The 16,254-nt window shown below is 64.2% G+C and carries 11 protein-coding genes; 4 read left to right on the top strand and 7 right to left on the bottom strand.

The window, feature by feature from the left end:
* Positions 1–230 precede the first annotated feature (230 nt).
* The 5 genes from trmD to FEZ63_RS20165 form a co-directional block, all read right to left on the bottom strand.
* Positions 231–914, bottom strand: coding sequence for a tRNA (guanosine(37)-N1)-methyltransferase TrmD (gene trmD, locus FEZ63_RS20185; RefSeq protein ID WP_150947858.1), 684 nt, complete (start codon positions 912–914; stop codon positions 231–233).
* Positions 911–1,621, bottom strand: a complete 711-nt coding sequence (rimM, locus tag FEZ63_RS20180) for a ribosome maturation factor RimM (RefSeq protein ID WP_338042241.1) — start codon at positions 1,619–1,621, stop codon at positions 911–913. The genes trmD and rimM overlap by 4 nt, the downstream gene beginning before the upstream one ends.
* Before the next feature lie 5 nt (positions 1,622–1,626).
* A complete protein-coding gene (rpsP, locus tag FEZ63_RS20175) occupies positions 1,627–1,998 on the bottom strand; it encodes a 30S ribosomal protein S16 (protein ID WP_150947856.1) in 372 nt (123 codons plus the stop codon).
* A 79-nt stretch (positions 1,999–2,077) separates the two neighbouring features.
* Positions 2,078–3,625, bottom strand: coding sequence for a signal recognition particle protein (ffh, locus tag FEZ63_RS20170; RefSeq protein WP_150947854.1), 1,548 nt, complete (start codon positions 3,623–3,625; stop codon positions 2,078–2,080).
* Positions 3,626–3,627: 2 nt separating this feature from the next.
* A complete protein-coding gene (locus FEZ63_RS20165) occupies positions 3,628–3,843 on the bottom strand; it encodes an eL24 family ribosomal protein (protein WP_150947852.1) in 216 nt (71 codons plus the stop codon).
* A 383-nt stretch (positions 3,844–4,226) separates the two neighbouring features.
* On the opposite strand from FEZ63_RS20165, the gene FEZ63_RS20160 reads away from it, so the two are divergent.
* Positions 4,227–7,211 (top strand): hypothetical protein, encoded by a 2,985-nt coding sequence (locus FEZ63_RS20160; protein ID WP_150947850.1) that lies wholly within the window; start codon positions 4,227–4,229, stop codon positions 7,209–7,211.
* Positions 7,212–7,360: 149 nt separating this feature from the next.
* Positions 7,361–10,771 carry a beta strand repeat-containing protein gene (locus FEZ63_RS20155; protein ID WP_150947848.1) on the top strand — a complete coding sequence of 1,137 codons (3,411 nt, stop codon included), beginning with the start codon at positions 7,361–7,363 and terminating at the stop codon, positions 10,769–10,771.
* Between the two features lie 78 nt (positions 10,772–10,849).
* Here FEZ63_RS20155 and acnA read toward each other — a convergent pair whose 3' ends face one another.
* Positions 10,850–13,555 (bottom strand): aconitate hydratase AcnA, encoded by a 2,706-nt coding sequence (acnA, locus tag FEZ63_RS20150; RefSeq protein ID WP_150947845.1) that lies wholly within the window; start codon positions 13,553–13,555, stop codon positions 10,850–10,852.
* Between the two features lie 220 nt (positions 13,556–13,775).
* Between acnA and ccmA the strand changes: the two genes are divergently transcribed.
* The gene (gene ccmA, locus FEZ63_RS20145) at positions 13,776–14,396 is read left to right on the top strand and encodes a heme ABC exporter ATP-binding protein CcmA (RefSeq protein WP_150947843.1); all 621 of its coding nucleotides are present in this window, start codon (positions 13,776–13,778) and stop codon (positions 14,394–14,396) included.
* The gene (ccmB, locus tag FEZ63_RS20140; protein ID WP_150947841.1) at positions 14,393–15,061 is read left to right on the top strand and encodes a heme exporter protein CcmB; all 669 of its coding nucleotides are present in this window, start codon (positions 14,393–14,395) and stop codon (positions 15,059–15,061) included. The genes ccmA and ccmB overlap by 4 nt, the downstream gene beginning before the upstream one ends.
* Before the next feature lie 2 nt (positions 15,062–15,063).
* Here ccmB and FEZ63_RS20135 read toward each other — a convergent pair whose 3' ends face one another.
* A complete protein-coding gene (locus tag FEZ63_RS20135) occupies positions 15,064–16,053 on the bottom strand; it encodes a M23 family metallopeptidase (RefSeq protein ID WP_201274229.1) in 990 nt (329 codons plus the stop codon).
* Between the last annotated feature and the right edge of the window lie 201 nt (positions 16,054–16,254).

The raw sequence follows: 16,254 nt of genomic DNA, 5'->3' as shown, positions 1-16,254 counted from the left end.
GGCGAATGGGGAGTGGCGAATGGCGAATGGGGGAAAGCCTCTCCGGCGCAGCTTGCCTCGACGGTCTCTCCTCCTCCTTGCGGGGAGGAGTTGGAGGTGGGGGTGGGGCGACCGGGCGAAACATCAGGTGAGCGCGGTATGTCCAAAGGCCCCCAACTGCGAGAGGTCAGCGTCCCCGACATTTCGACCCCCGCAAGGGGGAGGGAAGAGTGGGCGCCACTCACCATTCGCTACTCGCCCAACAGATCCGGCCGCCGCTCCCTTGTGATCCGTTCCGCCTCCTCGCGGCGCCAGCGTTCGATCGCCGCGTGATTGCCGTTGAGCAGGACCTCGGGGATACTCCGCCCCTCCCATTCGCGCGGCCGGGTGTAATGCGGATATTCGAGGAGGCTGCCCTCGAAGCTCTCATCCGCGCCGGAGGCTTCCTTGCCCATGACGCCGGGCAACAGCCGCACGCAGGCGTCAAGCAGCACCATGGCGGCCATCTCGCCGCCGGACAGCACGTAATCGCCGATGGAAATCTCTTCGAGAGAGCGGCCTTCGATGACGCGCTCGTCCACGCCCTCGAACCGGCCGCAGACGATGATCGCGCCTGGACCGCCGCTGAGTTCGCGCACCCGGCTTTGCGTCAACGGTTTGCCCCGCGGGGTCATGAGCAGCTTTGGACGGGGATCGTCGCGGGAGCCCGCGGCGTCGAGCGCCGCCGCCAGCACGTCGCAGCGCAGCACCATGCCGGGGCCGCCACCCGCGGGCGTATCATCTACGTTGCGGTGCCGGCCAAGGCCGTGCTCCCGGATCTGGCGCGCCTCGAGCGACCAGATGTTGCGCGCCAGTGCATCACCCGAGAGCGAAATGCCGAGCGGGCCGGGAAACATCTCCGGATAGAGCGTGAGGATCGTGGCGCTGAAGGTCACGCCGGCGCCTCGTCGGGTTCCGGTCGCGCGGGTGCGAAAAGATCGTCCGGAGGTGCAGCGACCACAAGTCGCTCGGCGAGCCTGACCACCGGCACGAACGCCTTTGTGAAGGGCAGAAACGCCGTCGCGCCGCCGGTCGCGGGCGCAATTTCAAGCAGATCGCCGCCGCCGAAATTCGGCACGTCCACGATCGTGCCGATGATCGCGCCCGCCTCATCGCGGACCGACAACCCGATCAGGTCGGCGAGCAGAAACTCGTCTTCGTCCTCGGCCCGGGGAAGCTTTTCGCGCGGCAGGTAGAGTTCGATGCGGTTGAGCGCTTCGGCGGCGTCCCGCGAGATCACGCCTTCGACGCGGACGACCAGCATCTCGGGCGCGCCGCCGGGCGCCTGACGCGGATTCTTGAGAATGTAGGAGCGGCCTCCGGCATCGAGCAGCGGGCCATAAGTGGCGATGGCCAGCGGATCGCCCGTATGGGATTTCAGCCGCACCTCGCCCTTGAGGCCGTGGGCGCGGCCGAACTCGCCGACGAGGACGAGGTCGCTGCCAGCAGCCGCGACCGGACTCTCCTCCCCCTTGTGGGGAGGAGTTGGAGGTGGGGGTGTCGGCGCGCCCTTATCGAACGTCGCGCCGGCACCCCCACCCCTGCCCCTCCCCACAAGGGGGAGGGAAGAGGCGGAGCGTGATTTGGAACGCTCCCGCTTCACCGGCTTTACGCCGCGTCGCCTTCAGCCGGCGCAGCAGCCGCCGCCGCCGCTGCGGCCTTGGCGTCCGAGCGCTCCTGGGCCTTCTTGCCCGGGACAGCCTTTTCGGGGTTGTTGCGCGGATTGCGCTTCATCAGGCCGGCGGCGTCGAGGAAACGCAGGACGCGATCGGTCGGCTGGGCGCCCTTGGCGAGCCAGGCGGTGATCTTGTCGTTGTCGAGGGTGATGCGCGAGGCGTCATCCTTCGGCTTCATCGGGTCGTAGGTGCCGACCTTGTCGATGAAACGGCCATCGCGCGGCGAACGGGCGTCGGCCACGACGATGCGGTAATAAGGACGCTTCTTCGCGCCACCACGGGTCAGACGGATCTTGAGGGACATTGTTTGCTCCTTTTAGCTTTGTCCTGCGATCAACTTCTCTTTTGCCGTCGCCCGCGCGTGGGCGAGACGACGGCGAAACTCACTTCTTCTTCCCCCCGAACGGGAAGCCGCCCAGCCCTGGGAGGCCGGGAACCTTGGGGCCGAGACCGGGAAGACCCGGCAGGCCTTTGCCGCCGCCGAGGCCGGGCGGCATGGGCGGCAAGCCACCGCCGCCACCCATCTGCTTCTGCATCGCCTCGATCTGCTCCGGCGTCGGCTGCGGCATGCCGCCTGCCCCGCCGCCGAGGCCGAACATATTGCCGAGCGCGCCGGCCATACCGCGGCCTTTGCCCCCGCCCATCATCTTCATGACGTCGGCCATCTGCCGGTGCATCTTGAGGAGCTTGTTGACCTCCTCGACCTTGGCACCGGAGCCGGCAGCGATTCGCTTCTTGCGCGAGGCCTTGAGGATGTCGGGGTTGCGGCGCTCCTTCGGCGTCATCGAATCGATGATGGCGACCTGGCGCTTGATGATCCGCTCGTCGATATTGGCGTTCTCGAGCTGTGCCTTCATCTTGCCGATGCCGGGCAGCATGCCGAGCATGCCGCCAATGCCGCCGATCTTTTCCATCTGGGCGAGCTGGCCGCGCATGTCTTCCAGGTCGAACTTGCCCTTGCGCATCTTCTGCGCCAGCGCCATCGCCTTTTCGTGGTCGATATTCTCCGACGCCTTCTCGACCAGCGACACGATATCGCCCATGCCGAGAATGCGATTGGCGACGCGGGAGGGATGGAACTCCTCCAGCGCATCGACCTTTTCGCCGGTGCCCACGAGCTTGATCGGCTTGCCGGTGACGGCGCGCATGGAGAGCGCCGCACCGCCGCGCGCATCGCCGTCCATGCGGGTCAGCACGATGCCGGTGACGCCGAGGCGCTCGTCGAAGGCGCGCGCCGTGTTGACCGCATCCTGGCCGGTGAGCGCGTCGGCGACGAGCAGCACCTCGTGCGGGTTGGTGGCGGCCTTCACGTCGGCCACTTCGAGCATGAGGCCCTCATCCACCGTGACGCGACCGGCGGTGTCGAGCATCACCACGTCGTAGCCGCCGAGGCGCGCGGCCTCCATGGCACGGCGCGCGATCTGCACGGCACTCTGTCCGGCAACGATCGGCAGGGTCTCGACGCCGACCTGCTTGCCGAGAACGGCCAACTGCTCCATCGCCGCAGGCCGCCTCGTATCAAGGGAGGCCATCAGCACCCGGCGCTTGTCGCGGGTCGTCAGGCGCTTGGCGATCTTGGCCGTGGTCGTGGTCTTGCCGGAGCCTTGGAGACCGACCATCAGAATGGCGACGGGCGGCGGCGCGTTGAGATCGATGACCTCGGCGTCCGCGCCCAGCATTTCCACGAGCTGGTCATGGACGATCTTGACCACCTGCTGGCCGGGCGAAACCGACCGAACCACCTCGGCGCCGACCGCGCGCGCCCTCACCTTATCGGTGAACGACCGCACGACTTCGAGCGCCACGTCCGCCTCGAGCAGGGCGCGGCGAACCTCGCGCAAAGCCGCGTTGACGTCGTCCTCGGTCAGCGCGCCCCGGCGGGTCAGCCCATTGAGGATGGTGGAGAGTTTGTCGGAAAGGCCCTCGAACATGCCTATTCAATTCCCTTCACGATGAGCGGCGCGTCGCGCTGGCTGAGCGCCTTGTCGAAATGGGCGGTGGCCGCTTCGAACTTGTCGCGGCAGCCCGGATTGCAGAAGCCCACGACCGCATCGCGGTAGCGCGTGAGCGAATCCGCCGCGATCGGCTTTCCCGACCACGGGCAGGTCTCGTTGACCGCGTCCTCGATGCGCAATGTGTCGTTCGACATCACAACCCTCACCGGTGCTGCCATGGCAGCGCCAAAACCCAAACACGAGCGCGCCCGAGGGCGCATCGCGCTGTCGGGCGTGGACCTCCAGCCTCTCGGGCTGGGCGGCGGCTCATAGGGGCTCGCTCAATAGAATTGCGGCAGGACGTAGGGGGAAATGAGGGCTGAGTCAAGGAAAGGAGCTTTCGCGCCTGGTCTCACCGGTTTCCCGCCAGCCCGGCCGTCGCCCTGCGCGCTTCCATTCGCGCTCATGTGCCGATTCGCACACGCCCTCGCAAGCCACCGCATTCAAGCGGAAACTTATCTGTTCTTCATAACGTTATGACATCACGCAGCGAGCACTCCAGCTCGAAGCCCATCACCACATTAAAGGATGACGTATCATGCCCACCGCACCCTGGGGCGAAAAATTCACACACGGCCCGTCTGGTGGCTCTCCCTATTTCGGAGAAACCACCGCCCTGTCGGACGGGCGCTTTCTGGAGACTTGGAGCGAGCTGGAAAATCGAGGTGGCGTGAGCGAAACGTTCTCGGTCTGCGCGCGGATCGTGAACGCGGACGGCAGCGTCGCGGGGCCCGTCTTCAAGGTCAACCAGACCGACGGACCGCCGGTCGGGCAGCCCCATGTCGCCGTCCTCGCCGATGGCGGTTTCGTGGTCGTGTACGAGCAGATCAACGGTTCGACGCACAACCTTGTCTGGCATCGCTACAACAAGGATGGCGTTTCGCTCGGTGAATCGTCAGAGGCGAGAAACGTCGAACCTCTGAACCCTTCAGTGACGGCGCTTTCCACCGGCGGCTTCGCCATCACTGTCACCAACCGGAATGGCATTAGCTCCGATGACGGCATCGGGCATCTTGTATTCGATAGTAGTGGCATCAAAATCAAAGATACAATCGAGTATAAAGGAAATATTCATGTAAAAAATCAAGCATGCTTTTTGCTCCCTGGTTCCGATTCCTATGTTAACTTCTTTATTGAGGACGTATTTAACAGTCAATCTAAGAAATGGGAGCCTTTCCGCAAGTTCGACATCCGTCAAAATGACGGAGCGGTGATCGTTGACTCTACGATCATGGCGGTGGCGGACGGCGATATGAACAACCCGAGCGTTGCGATGCTGGACAGCAACGGCGGCGAATTCGTAGCGGTTTGGGTCACGAAAACAGCCGTCAAAGCCCGTGTTTATGGCTTCGATGGAACGTCGCACGGCTCTGCGTTCGATATCGGCGTCCTCACCCCATCGCCGTACGCAACGCACCACGCGGCGGCGGCGCTTCCGGGCGGCCGTTTCGTCGTCGCCTACAAGGACAACGGAGGCCTGCAAATCAAGGTCTTCAACAATTCCGGCCTGACGACCGAGACGATGAGCATAAGCGCCGCCGAAGCCGGGCACATTTCCGACACCTCCATCACGGTCCTCAACGACGGTCGCTTCGTCGTCGAATGGGAAGGCGGCGGGAACGTGAACGGCCGGATCTTCGATCCGCGCGAAGCCGGATCGAACTGGACCGCGAACGATTCCGGCCAGCAACATGGCGGCACGGCGTTTGGCGACCACCTCGCTGGCGGCGCCGGGAACGACCGCTTCTATGCGGTGGACGGTTCCGATTTCCTCACCGGCGGCGGCGGCAACGACACGCTTCTGGGCGGCGCGGGCAACGATTGGCTCGATGGCGGCGCGGGCGCGGACGTGCTCGACGGCGGCGCGGATTGGGATGTGGCATCCTATCTCAGCACTCCGGGCTCTGCCGGCGGCATCTTTATCGATATGAGTTCAAACCAGAACGGTGGTGCGGCGGCCGGCGACACGCTGATCGCGATCGAGGTCGTGCAGGGCACCAATGCGAGCGACTGGATCGCCGGGATGAACGGCAACGGCGTCGAGCTTCTGGGCGAGGGCGGCACCGACGTTCTCATCGGCATGAATGGCGGGGATATCCTGCGCGGCGGGGCCGATGACGACACCCTCGAGGGCGGCGCAGGCGCCGACGAACTCTATGGCGGCAGCGGCAACAACATTCTTGAGGGCGGCGCCGGCGGCGATCTCCTCGACGGCACCGGCGGCTGGGGTGTTGCCGATTATCATAATGCCGAGGCTGATTCGTCCGGCCGCGGCGTCAAGATCGACCTCGCATCAGTGGACGGCTCGGCCAATACCGGCAATGAGGCCGCCGGTGACCGCTTCATCAATGTCAATGGCGTCATCGGTTCGGCGCATGCGGACCAGTTGGTGGGTAACGGCAATGCCAACTGGATGATCGGCAATGACGGCTACGATCTGATCAAGGGCCAGGCGGGCAACGATACCCTGTTCGGCTCGGACGGCGACGACACGCTCGTCGGCGGCGAAGGAAACGACTCGCTCGACGGCGGGGTCGGGGAAGGCGATAACACGGCCGTCTTCTACGGCGATGCGGCCGATTATGCCATCACGGAGAACCCCGACGGGACCGTGACCGTGGCTGACAACGGTACCAATTCGGACGGCACCGATCTGTTGAAGAACATCCGGCTTCTCGCGTTCGACGACAGGACCATCGCGCTCGGCAACACCGCGCCGGAAGAGATCGAGATGACACACCGGACCGTGGCCGAGAACGCTGCGGTCGGCACCCCCGTGTCGAAACTTTTCGCCGACGATGCCGAGGGAGATCTCTTCACTTTCAGTCTGGCCTCGACAAATGGCCCTTTCGCCATCCAGGGTGACAACCTCGTGCTCACTGGAAGGCTCGATTTCGAAACCCAGCCGCAGCACACCGTCACGATCGTTGCGACCGACGTGTTCGGCGCCGAGAGCAGGCGGGATTTCACCATCTCGGTGACCGATGTGGCGGAGGCCGGCGGCTCGGGCGGTTCGCCCGATGGCGGCCTGACGATCTACGGCACCCCGAGAGCCGACGCCCTTTCCGGCGCATCGGGCAACGACGCGATCTGGGGTCTCGCCGGCAAGGACGCGCTTTATGGCAACGCGGGCAACGACCGTCTCTGCGGCGGCCGCGGCAACGACCGCCTGACCGGCGGCGATGGTCTCGATATTTTCGTGTTCGACGCGAAGCTGGCCAAGTCGAACGCCGCCAACAAGAAAGCCAATCTCGACAAGATCACCGACTTCTCGGTGCCGGACGACATGATCTATCTCGCCAAGAGCGTGTTCAAGAAGATTGCCAAGAAGGGCGTGCTGTCAAAGAGCGCCTTTCACAAGGGCAGCGAGGCCCACGATGCCAACGACCGGATCATCTACAACAAGAAGACTGGTGCGCTGTTCTACGACCGGGACGGCAACGGCGACGCGGCGCAGATCCAGATCGCGTCTCTCTCCAAGAACTTGAAGGCGATCTCGCAGGACGATTTTTTCATCACCTGAGCGCGTTTACGCCGACCATCAGAGATGGCCCGCCCCCTTCGTTGGTGGGCGGGCATTCCTCCGGATCGATCCGTGCCGGACTGCTCACCGCTTGCCAACGGAACGATATCGCAATAATGTAACGTTATTGCGATGACTCGGGGGCCGCCTTGCCAGACCTCGTTTTTAATTCACCGGACCCCTATTACGGCTCTACGCTGCTTCAATCCGGCGATACTGTCCTCGTCAGCGCGGGAGCAAGCATCTCCGACTCCTACCAGATGTCCGCTGCCCTCTTTTCGGGTGTTGGTACAAGCAACAGCATCACGATAAAGGGCGTCGTTCGAAGCTCGCAGGTGAGCGCAATCGACCTGAATGAAGGATGCAGCATCCAGATTGCCTCGACTGGTACGGTGCGGGGTCTTGGCTCGGCGATTCGGTTGGGCGGGCCAGACGCCGGCGTGAGCAGCGTCACAAACGCGGGCAAGATCGAGAACCCATTCGGTGATGCGTGGTCGACGGGGATTCGCATTGCCGGCGGGAATGCGTCGATTGTGAATTCGGGCGAGATCACCTCTTACGCGTACGGGATTCATGCCGTCTCGGGTGGATCGTTGATGGTCCAGAACACGGGTCGTATCGCAGCCGGCAACCTTGGCATCGCCGGAAGCGCCTCGAACGACGTCGTGATCAATTCAGGCACCATTGCGGGTGACCAGTACTACGACGGCATTGCCCTCTATGATGGCGACGATCTTTACGACGGGCGCTCCGGAAACATCATCGGTGCCATCAACCTGGGCAAGGGAAACGACACGGCCTATGGGGGCTCGGGTAACGATTATTTTCTCGGCTTTTCCGGCAACGATGTGTTCCACCGCGGAACCGGAGCGAGCAATGTCATGGATGGCGGTGCAAACACCGACACGGTGGCGTATGGGGGCGGAACCGGCCTGACGGTCGATCTCAGCATTGTGTCGAACTATCAGGAGACCGGCATCGGCCGCGATTGGCTCATCTCGATCGAAAACATCTGGAGCGCCAGCGGCAACGACCTGCTGAAAGGCAACAGCGACGCCAACGCGATTTCGGGCAATGGCGGCGACGACACGATCATGGGCGGTGGCGGCGATGACCTGCTCGTCGGTGGCGAGGGCAACAATCTGCTTGAGGGCGGCGCAGGCAGCGACACACTGGACGGGAGCAATGGCGCCAGCGTGGCCTATTACCGCAATGCCTCTGCCGATAGCGCCGGTCACGGCCTCACGATCGACTTCCGCCATGCAGATGGTTCGAGCAATACCGGGGAGGCGGCGGGAGACCGCTATGTCAATGTCAGCAGCGTCTGGGGATCCCTGTTCGCCGACAGGCTGATCGGAGATGACAGCGTCAACTGGATGCTCGGCGATCAAGGCAACGACACGATTTCAGCGGGCGGCGGCGGCGACAGCCTGTATGGATCGGACGGTGACGACGACCTTTCGGGGGACGGAGGTGCGGACCTGCTGGTCGGCGGCGCAGGCTCCAATCTCCTTGAAGGCGGTGCCGGAGCCGACACGCTGGATGGCAGCGGAGGAGCCAGCATCGCGGCCTACCGCGGCGCCACGGCGCTCGGCGGTCAGGGGGTGCATGTTGATCTCAACGACACTGATGGCTCGCACAACACGGGCGACGCTGCGGGTGATCGCCACATTAATATCGTGGGAGTCTGGGGCTCGGCATTCGCCGACACGCTCGTGGGCGACGGCGCGGCCAACTGGCTTCTCGGCGATCAAGGAAACGATACGCTCGACGGGGGGCTGGGCAATGACAGTTTGTTCGGCTCCGACGGCGACGACAGCTTGGCCGGCGGCGGGGGATCCGACACGCTGACCGGCGGTGCCGGCAATGATATCTATGCCGTGGACGATGACGACTCGATCGTGGAGGAGATCGGCGGCGGGTCCGACACGGTCGAGATGAGCAGGAATGCAGCGCTCACCGAGTTCGACAACGTCGAGAACCTGACCCTCCTTGGCTCCGATGACATCCGCGCCACCGGCAACGAACAGGCGAACGTCATCCACGGCAATCAGGGCCGCAATACGCTGGACGGGGCGTCGGGGGCCGACACCCTCGCCGGTGGATCAGGAGATGACACCTACATCGTCGACAGCGAAGACCTTGTCATTGAACGCACCGGCGAGGGAAACGACGCCATCGTGGCGAGCGTCAGCTACGCATTGGCGGCGGGATCGGACGTGGAAATCTTGCAAGCCGTGGCTGGTGCTGCCGTTGTCCATCTCACCGGCAGCAACAGTGCGAACAGGCTCGTCGGCAATGACGCGGACAACGACCTGAAGGGGAACGGGGGCGACGACACGCTCGAAGGTGCGGTTGGAAACGACACTCTGGATGGCGGTCAGGGAGCCGACCGCATGACCGGCGGCAGCGGCGACGACACCTACTTCATCGACAGCGCCGCCGACCTCATCGTCGAAGGCGCCAATGGCGGCCTCGATACGGCCATCGTGTCGCTGAACTTCCGGGCCGACGCCCTCACCGGCGTGGAGATCATCAAGCTTGCCGACAACACCGCCGCTGTCAGCCTGACGGGAGGTGCCGGGAGCGACCATCTCGTTGGCAACGCCGCTTTCAACATCCTCGACGGCGGTTCGGGCGCGGACATCCTCGAAGGCGGAGCCGGCAGCGATGTGTTCATCGTCGATAACGTGGGCGATGTGGTGAAGGAAGGCGCCGGCGGCGGCGCCGATGCCATCCAGACGACCATCAGTTACGTCCTGGCTGACAGCACGGCGGTGGAATTCCTCACCGCATTGGGATCGGGCGCCATCAACCTGACCGGCAATGGCCTTGCCAATACGATCTCGGGCAATGCATCCGCTAATGTCCTTGACGGGGGTGCAGGGGCCGACCGCATGGAAGGTGCAGGCGGCAACGACACCTATCTGGTCGACGATGCCGGCGATCTGATCCTTGAATCCGCCGGCGGGGGTTACGACACTGTGAGCGCCCGCATCAGCTACGCTCTTGCGGCGGGTTCCGAAGTAGAAACGCTCGCGGCTTCGGGGTCGGCCAGCATGCACCTCACGGGGAACGCCTTTGCCAACACCTTGTTGGGCAATGCTGCGGCGAACTTTTTGCGAGGCGGGAACGGGGCCGATGTCTTGTCGGGCGATCTCGGCGGCGACAGGCTATTCGGCGGGCTCGGCCGCGACTACGTCACAGGAGGCGCGGGAAAAGATTATTTCGTGCTCGACACCGCGGTCGCCAAAAAGAAGAACGCCAATGTCGACCGGTTCGCGGATTTCTCCGTGCGCGATGACAGCATCTGGCTCGATAACGCGGTGTTCAAGGCCCTCGGCAAGAAAGGCAGTTTTGCAAAGCCCGCGAAGTTGAAGAAAGACGGGTTTTTCTTCGGCAACAAGGCTCACGACAGGGATGACCACATCATCGTGAAGAAAACCGGCAAAATTTACTATGATGCAGACGGAACCGGGCGACAGGCGCAAATCGCGATCGCCACCGTCAGCAAGAAAGTCGCCAAGGCCATGACGGAGAAGGATTTCTTCATCGTTTGACGCAGACGCCGCAAGCCGAATGAAAAGCCCGCCCCTCGCTGACGAGAGGCGGGCTTTTCATTTCAATGCGTCGTCGTCTTACGCCGCGAGCTGGCGCAGGACGTACTGCAAGATTCCGCCATGGCGGAAATATTCCAGTTCGTCGAGCGTATCGATGCGGCAGACCAGCGGGACCTTCTGGACGCGGCCATCCGTGGAGGTGATTTCCATCTCCATGCGCTTGCGCGGCATCAGCCCCTCGGCGAGGCCGTGGATCGTGATGGTCTCGTCGCCCTTCAGGCCGAGCGATTGCCACGACGTGTCGCCCTCGAACACGAACGGCGCCACGCCCATGCCGACGAGATTGGAGCGGTGGATGCGCTCGAAGCTTTCGGCGATGACAGCGCGCACGCCGAGCAGGTTGGTGCCCTTCGCCGCCCAGTCGCGCGACGAGCCGGTGCCGTATTCCTTACCGGCAAGGACGATCAGCGGAACACCCTCCTGCTGATAGCGCATGGCCGCATCATAGATGAACATCCGCTCGCCGGACGGCTGGTGGATGGTGTAGCCGCCTTCGACCACCTGGCCGGCATTGTCGTGCACCATCTGGTTCTTGATGCGGATATTGGCGAATGTGCCGCGCATCATGATCTCGTGGTTGCCGCGACGGGTGCCGTATTGGTTGAAATCGGCCACCGACACCTGATGCTCGAGCAGATAGGTGCCCGCCGGAGAATTGGCCCGGATGTTGCCGGCCGGCGAGATGTGGTCGGTGGTGATCGAATCGAGGAAGAGGCCGAGAATACGCGCATTGGCGATATCCTGGATCGGCTTCGGCTCCTTGGTCATGCCCTCGAAGTAAGGCGGGTTCTGCACATAGGTCGAACCCATGTCCCACTTGAAGTTCAGACCCTCTTCGACCGTCACGGCCTTCCAGTTCTCGTCGCCGGTGAACACGTCCGCGTAGCGGCTCTTGAAGAGTTCGCTCGTGATCGTGCGCTCGATGAATTCCTGGATTTCCACCGAGGACGGCCAGATATCCTTGAGATAGACAGGCTGGCCGTCGGAACCGACGCCGAGCGGATCCTTCGAGATGTCGATATTCATGGAGCCCGCGAGGGCGTACGCCACCACGAGCGGCGGCGACGCGAGATAGTTCGCCCGCACATCCGGGTTCACGCGGCCCTCGAAGTTGCGGTTGCCCGACAGCACCGAGACGGCCACGAGATCGTTGTCGTTGATGGCCTTCGAGACGTTCTCCGGCAGCGGGCCGGAATTGCCGATGCAGGTGGTGCAGCCGAAGCCCACCAGGTTGAAGCCGAGCGCGTCGAGATCCTTCTGCAGATCCGCCTTGCGGAAATACTCCTCGACGATCTGCGAGCCGGGCGCGAGCGACGTCTTCACCCACGGCTTCGACTTGAGGCCCTTGGCGACCGCGTTGCGGGCGAGCAGACCTGCGCCGATCATCACGCTCGGATTGGAGGTGTTGGTGCAGGAGGTGATCGCCGCGATCACCACGTCGCCGTGGCCGATGTCGAAATTCGCGCCCTCGACCTTGACGCGCTTGTGCGCTTCGCCGGCCTTGCGGAATTCCTTGTCCATCGCGGTCGCGAATTCTTCCTTCGCCACATCGAGGGTGACGCGATCCTGCGGCCGCTTGGGACCGGCGAGCGACGGCACCACGTTGTCGAGATCGAGCTCGAGCATATCCGAGAAGACCGGATCGGCGGTCTCGGCGGTGCGCCACATGCCTTGCGCCTTGGCGTAGGCTTCGACCAGCGCGATGCGCTCGTCGGTGCGGCTGGTGGTCCGGAGATAATCGATGGCGCGATTGTCGATCGGGAAGAAGCCGCAGGTGGCGCCGTATTCGGGCGCCATGTTGCCGATGGTGGCGCGGTCGGCCACCGTCATGTCGTTGAGGCCGGGGCCGAAGAATTCGACGAACTTGCCGACCACGCCCTTCTTGCGCAGCATCTGCGTGACGGTGAGCACGAGGTCGGTCGCGGTCATGCCTTCGCGCAGCTTGCCCGTGAGCTTGAAGCCGATGACCTCCGGGATCAGCATCGAGACCGGCTGGCCGAGCATGGCGGCCTCCGCCTCGATGCCGCCGACGCCCCAGCCGAGAACCGCCAGGCCATTGACCATGGTGGTGTGCGAATCAGTGCCGACCAGCGTGTCCGGATAGGCGATTTCGACGCCGGTCGCCGGGTCCTTGCGGGTCCAGACGGTCTGCGACAGGAATTCCAGATTGACCTGGTGGCAGATGCCGGTGCCGGGGGGCACCACGGAAAAATTCTCGAACGCCGACTTGCCCCATTTCAGGAAGCGGTAACGCTCGCCATTGCGCTCGTATTCCAGTTCCACGTTGCGATCGAACGCCTTCGGGGTGCCGAATTCATCGACGATGACCGAGTGATCGATGACGAGATCGACCGGCACCAGCGGGTTGATCTTGCGCGGATCGCCGCCGAGGCTCGTCATGGCCTCGCGCATGGCCGCAAGATCGACCACCGCCGGAACGCCGGTGAAATCCTGCATCAGCACGCGGGCCGGCCGGTAGGCGATCTCCTTCTCGGCCTTGCCGCGATTGTCGACCCAGGCGGCAACCGCCTCGATATCGGCCTTCGTGACGGTGCGGCCGTCCTCGAAGCGCAGCAGGTTTTCCAGCAGCACCTTCATGGAGAAGGGGAGCTTGGAGATGCCCGCAAGGCCGTTCTTCTCGGCCTCGGGAAGCGAAAAATACGTGTAGGTCTTATCGCCGACCTGAAGGGTTTGGCGGGCGTTAAAGCTGTTTGAGAGCGTCACGGCGAATCCTCGCGTGCATTTGGGTTACGAACAGGGTGTTCGGCCGAAAGCGCGGTAAGCGCGCGCCGCTCCGGGTGTGCCCGGATGAGGGGAGAAGCGCGCTGAAGCGGGTTGGACGCTTGGCGCGCGGCGCAGCCAACGGTGATATAGATCATTTCGAACGACCCGGCTACACGGTTTAGAACCATTCTGGGGTGGAATAACGGCAGGGGTCCTGGGTTTGCGTCTGAGCGTCGAAAATCTGGCCTGCGAACGGGGCGAGCGCCGCATCTTCGAGGGCGTCTCGTTCACCCTCGAACCCGGTGACGCGCTGATGGTGCGCGGCCGCAACGGGGCCGGAAAGTCGTCGCTGCTCGAGATCCTCGCCGGGCGCCTGATTCCCGCGGCCGGCCGGGTCCTGCTCCGCGACGCGGGCGAGCGCAGCCTCCCGGAATGCCTTCATTATGTCGGCCACCGCGACGCCCTCAAAGCCGCTCTGACGGCGGGCGAAAACCTCGTCTTCGCCCGTGATTTTCTCGGCGACCCGGCGCTGGCGCCGCCCGAGGCTCTGGCGGCGATCGGCCTTGCCCATGCGCTGCATCTCCCGGTTGCTTACCTGTCGGCGGGACAACGGCGGCGCGTGGCGCTGGCCCGGCTTCTGGTGGCCGAGAGACCGCTCTGGCTTCTGGACGAGCCGAGTACGGCCCTCGATTCGGCCTCGCAGGAGATTCTGCGGCTTTTGATCGAGGCGCATCGGGAAGCGGGCGGGATCGTCATTGCCACCACCCACGCGCCGCTTGCCCTTGCGGGCGCACAGGAATTGACCATCGAACGCACACCGGTTCTCGAGGCGACCTCGTGACCGGCTCGTTCCGGGCCTTGCTCGTCCGCGACCTGAAGCTCGCCGCGCGGGTCGGCGGGTCGGGCACCATGGGGCTGGTCTTCTTTCTCGCCATCGTCACCCTGATGCCGTTCGCGCTCGGGCCCGACCTCAACCTGCTGGCGCGGATCGGCCCCGCGATTCTCTGGATCGCCGCGTTGCTGGCGACACTGATCGGCCTCGACCGGCTGTTTCAGGCCGATCAGGAGGATGGTTCGCTCGATCTCCTGCGCCTCTCGCCCGCCCCCCTGGAGGTCGTCGTGCTGGCGAAGGTGCTGGCCCACTGGCTGGTGACCGGGCTGCCGCTGGCGCTCGCCGCGCCGCTTTTCGGACTGCTCGTGGCGCTGACGCCCGAGGGCATGCTCGCCATGGTGACGACGCTGCTGGTGGGAACGCCCGCGCTGACCTTCATCGGCGCGATCGGGGCGGCGCTGACGGCCACGCTCCGCAAGGGCGGGCTGATTCTCGCCATCCTCGTCCTGCCGTTCATGATCCCGACCCTGATCTTCGGCGTCTCGGCCGCCAATGCGGCGCTCGGCGGCACCATCCCGTTCAGCACCCCGTTCCTGATCCTGATCGCGCTGTCGCTGATTTCAGGCGTCGTCGGCACCTTCGGGGCGGCGGCGGCGCTTCGCTCGGCGGAGTGACATCACGGTTTCAGATCGATCGCGAACGCCTGCTCGATCGCCGTCTTGCCGTCACGCGTCACCTTGTAGTGCGCCCGGTAGAGACCAGGACGGAAGCCGCCCGAGGGCGCCTTGATTCCCGAAAACAGCATCCATTGCGCCTTGTCGCGATCGAGCGCCGCGGGCTTGTTCTCGGCGAGTGTCTTGCCGTCCGGATCGACGAGCGTGAGAAACTGGGCGTCGCCGCCCTTCAGGCCGATGGCTCTCACATAAGCAACGAGGGCGGGCGAGCGGGCGGATGGAACCGTCTGCTCGATCGCGCCCGATTCCACCGCCGCCATGGTGACAGGTCCGTCCGCGAAGCCCTGGTTGAGGACATCGCCGGCGCGATAGGAAAGCATCGATGCAGTCTTGGCGTCCCATAACGACCGGCCGCCGCCGCAGGAATTGGCCTCCGCGCCGAAGGCGAACGGATCGACCACCTTGCCGTCGCGGCGCAGGGTGAAATGCAGGTGGGGAAATTCCGTCATGCCCGACAGGCCGACCCGCCCGATCTGATCGCCCGCCTTGATGTCGTCGCCGGGCCGCACCGACAGGCTGCCCTTCGCCATGTGACAATACTGGGTCTCGAAACCCTGCCCGTGATCGATCACGACGCCGTTGCCGCATTCCCGATTGCCGACGCTCGCTCGATCGCTTTCCGCAATCGACACGTCCGCGACCCCGTCGCGACCGCGCAGCACCTTGCCGTCTGCGGCAGCCAACACCGCGACGCCCGCTTTCTGCGCCGCCATGGTGGGGATGCGGATATCGGTGCCGTCATGGCCGTCATAGGTGAGAGAGCCGCATTGGAAATCCTTGGCGGCGGTCGAGGGATCGCGGTCGACGTAATGCTGGATGAAGCAGGTTTTTCCCACCTCGCAGGCGACGGGGAGGCGCAGGGAAATGTCCTGCGCCATTGCGGCTGGCGAGAGAAACGCGGCGGCGAGGAGTCCGAGAATCAAGAAACGCATGATCGCTCCGTAACAAAGGTGCGCGAGCATAGCCGATGGTGTGGCGGTTTGAAGGTCCGCGCGGTCTTCCCTCCCCCTTGCGGGGAGGGATTGAGGGTGGGGGTCGGAAAACAAAGCGCCGGAGATTCGTTTGCCCCCTCGACGCTGGTGTGATCCATCTTCGTACCGAGCCCGGTCGGACCACCCCCACCCCTGCCCCTC

The organism is Microvirga brassicacearum (genome assembly GCF_008757455.1).
In the GTDB taxonomy this organism is placed as follows: domain Bacteria; phylum Pseudomonadota; class Alphaproteobacteria; order Rhizobiales; family Beijerinckiaceae; genus Microvirga; species Microvirga brassicacearum.
This window is presented reverse-complemented; position numbering and strand designations above follow the sequence as displayed.

Bases quoted from the DNA above. Each gene is read 5' to 3' on its own strand.
- FEZ63_RS20135 (WP_201274229.1), bottom strand. From the start codon at position 16,053: ATGCGTTTCTTGATTCTCGGACTCCTCGCCGCCGCGTTTCTCTCGCCA.
- FEZ63_RS20160 (WP_150947850.1), top strand. From the start codon at position 4,227: ATGCCCACCGCACCCTGGGGCGAAAAATTCACACACGGCCCGTCTGGT.
- FEZ63_RS20165 (WP_150947852.1), bottom strand. From the start codon at position 3,843: ATGTCGAACGACACATTGCGCATCGAGGACGCGGTCAACGAGACCTGC.
- rpsP (WP_150947856.1), bottom strand. From the start codon at position 1,998: ATGTCCCTCAAGATCCGTCTGACCCGTGGTGGCGCGAAGAAGCGTCCT.
- ffh (WP_150947854.1), bottom strand. From the start codon at position 3,625: ATGTTCGAGGGCCTTTCCGACAAACTCTCCACCATCCTCAATGGGCTG.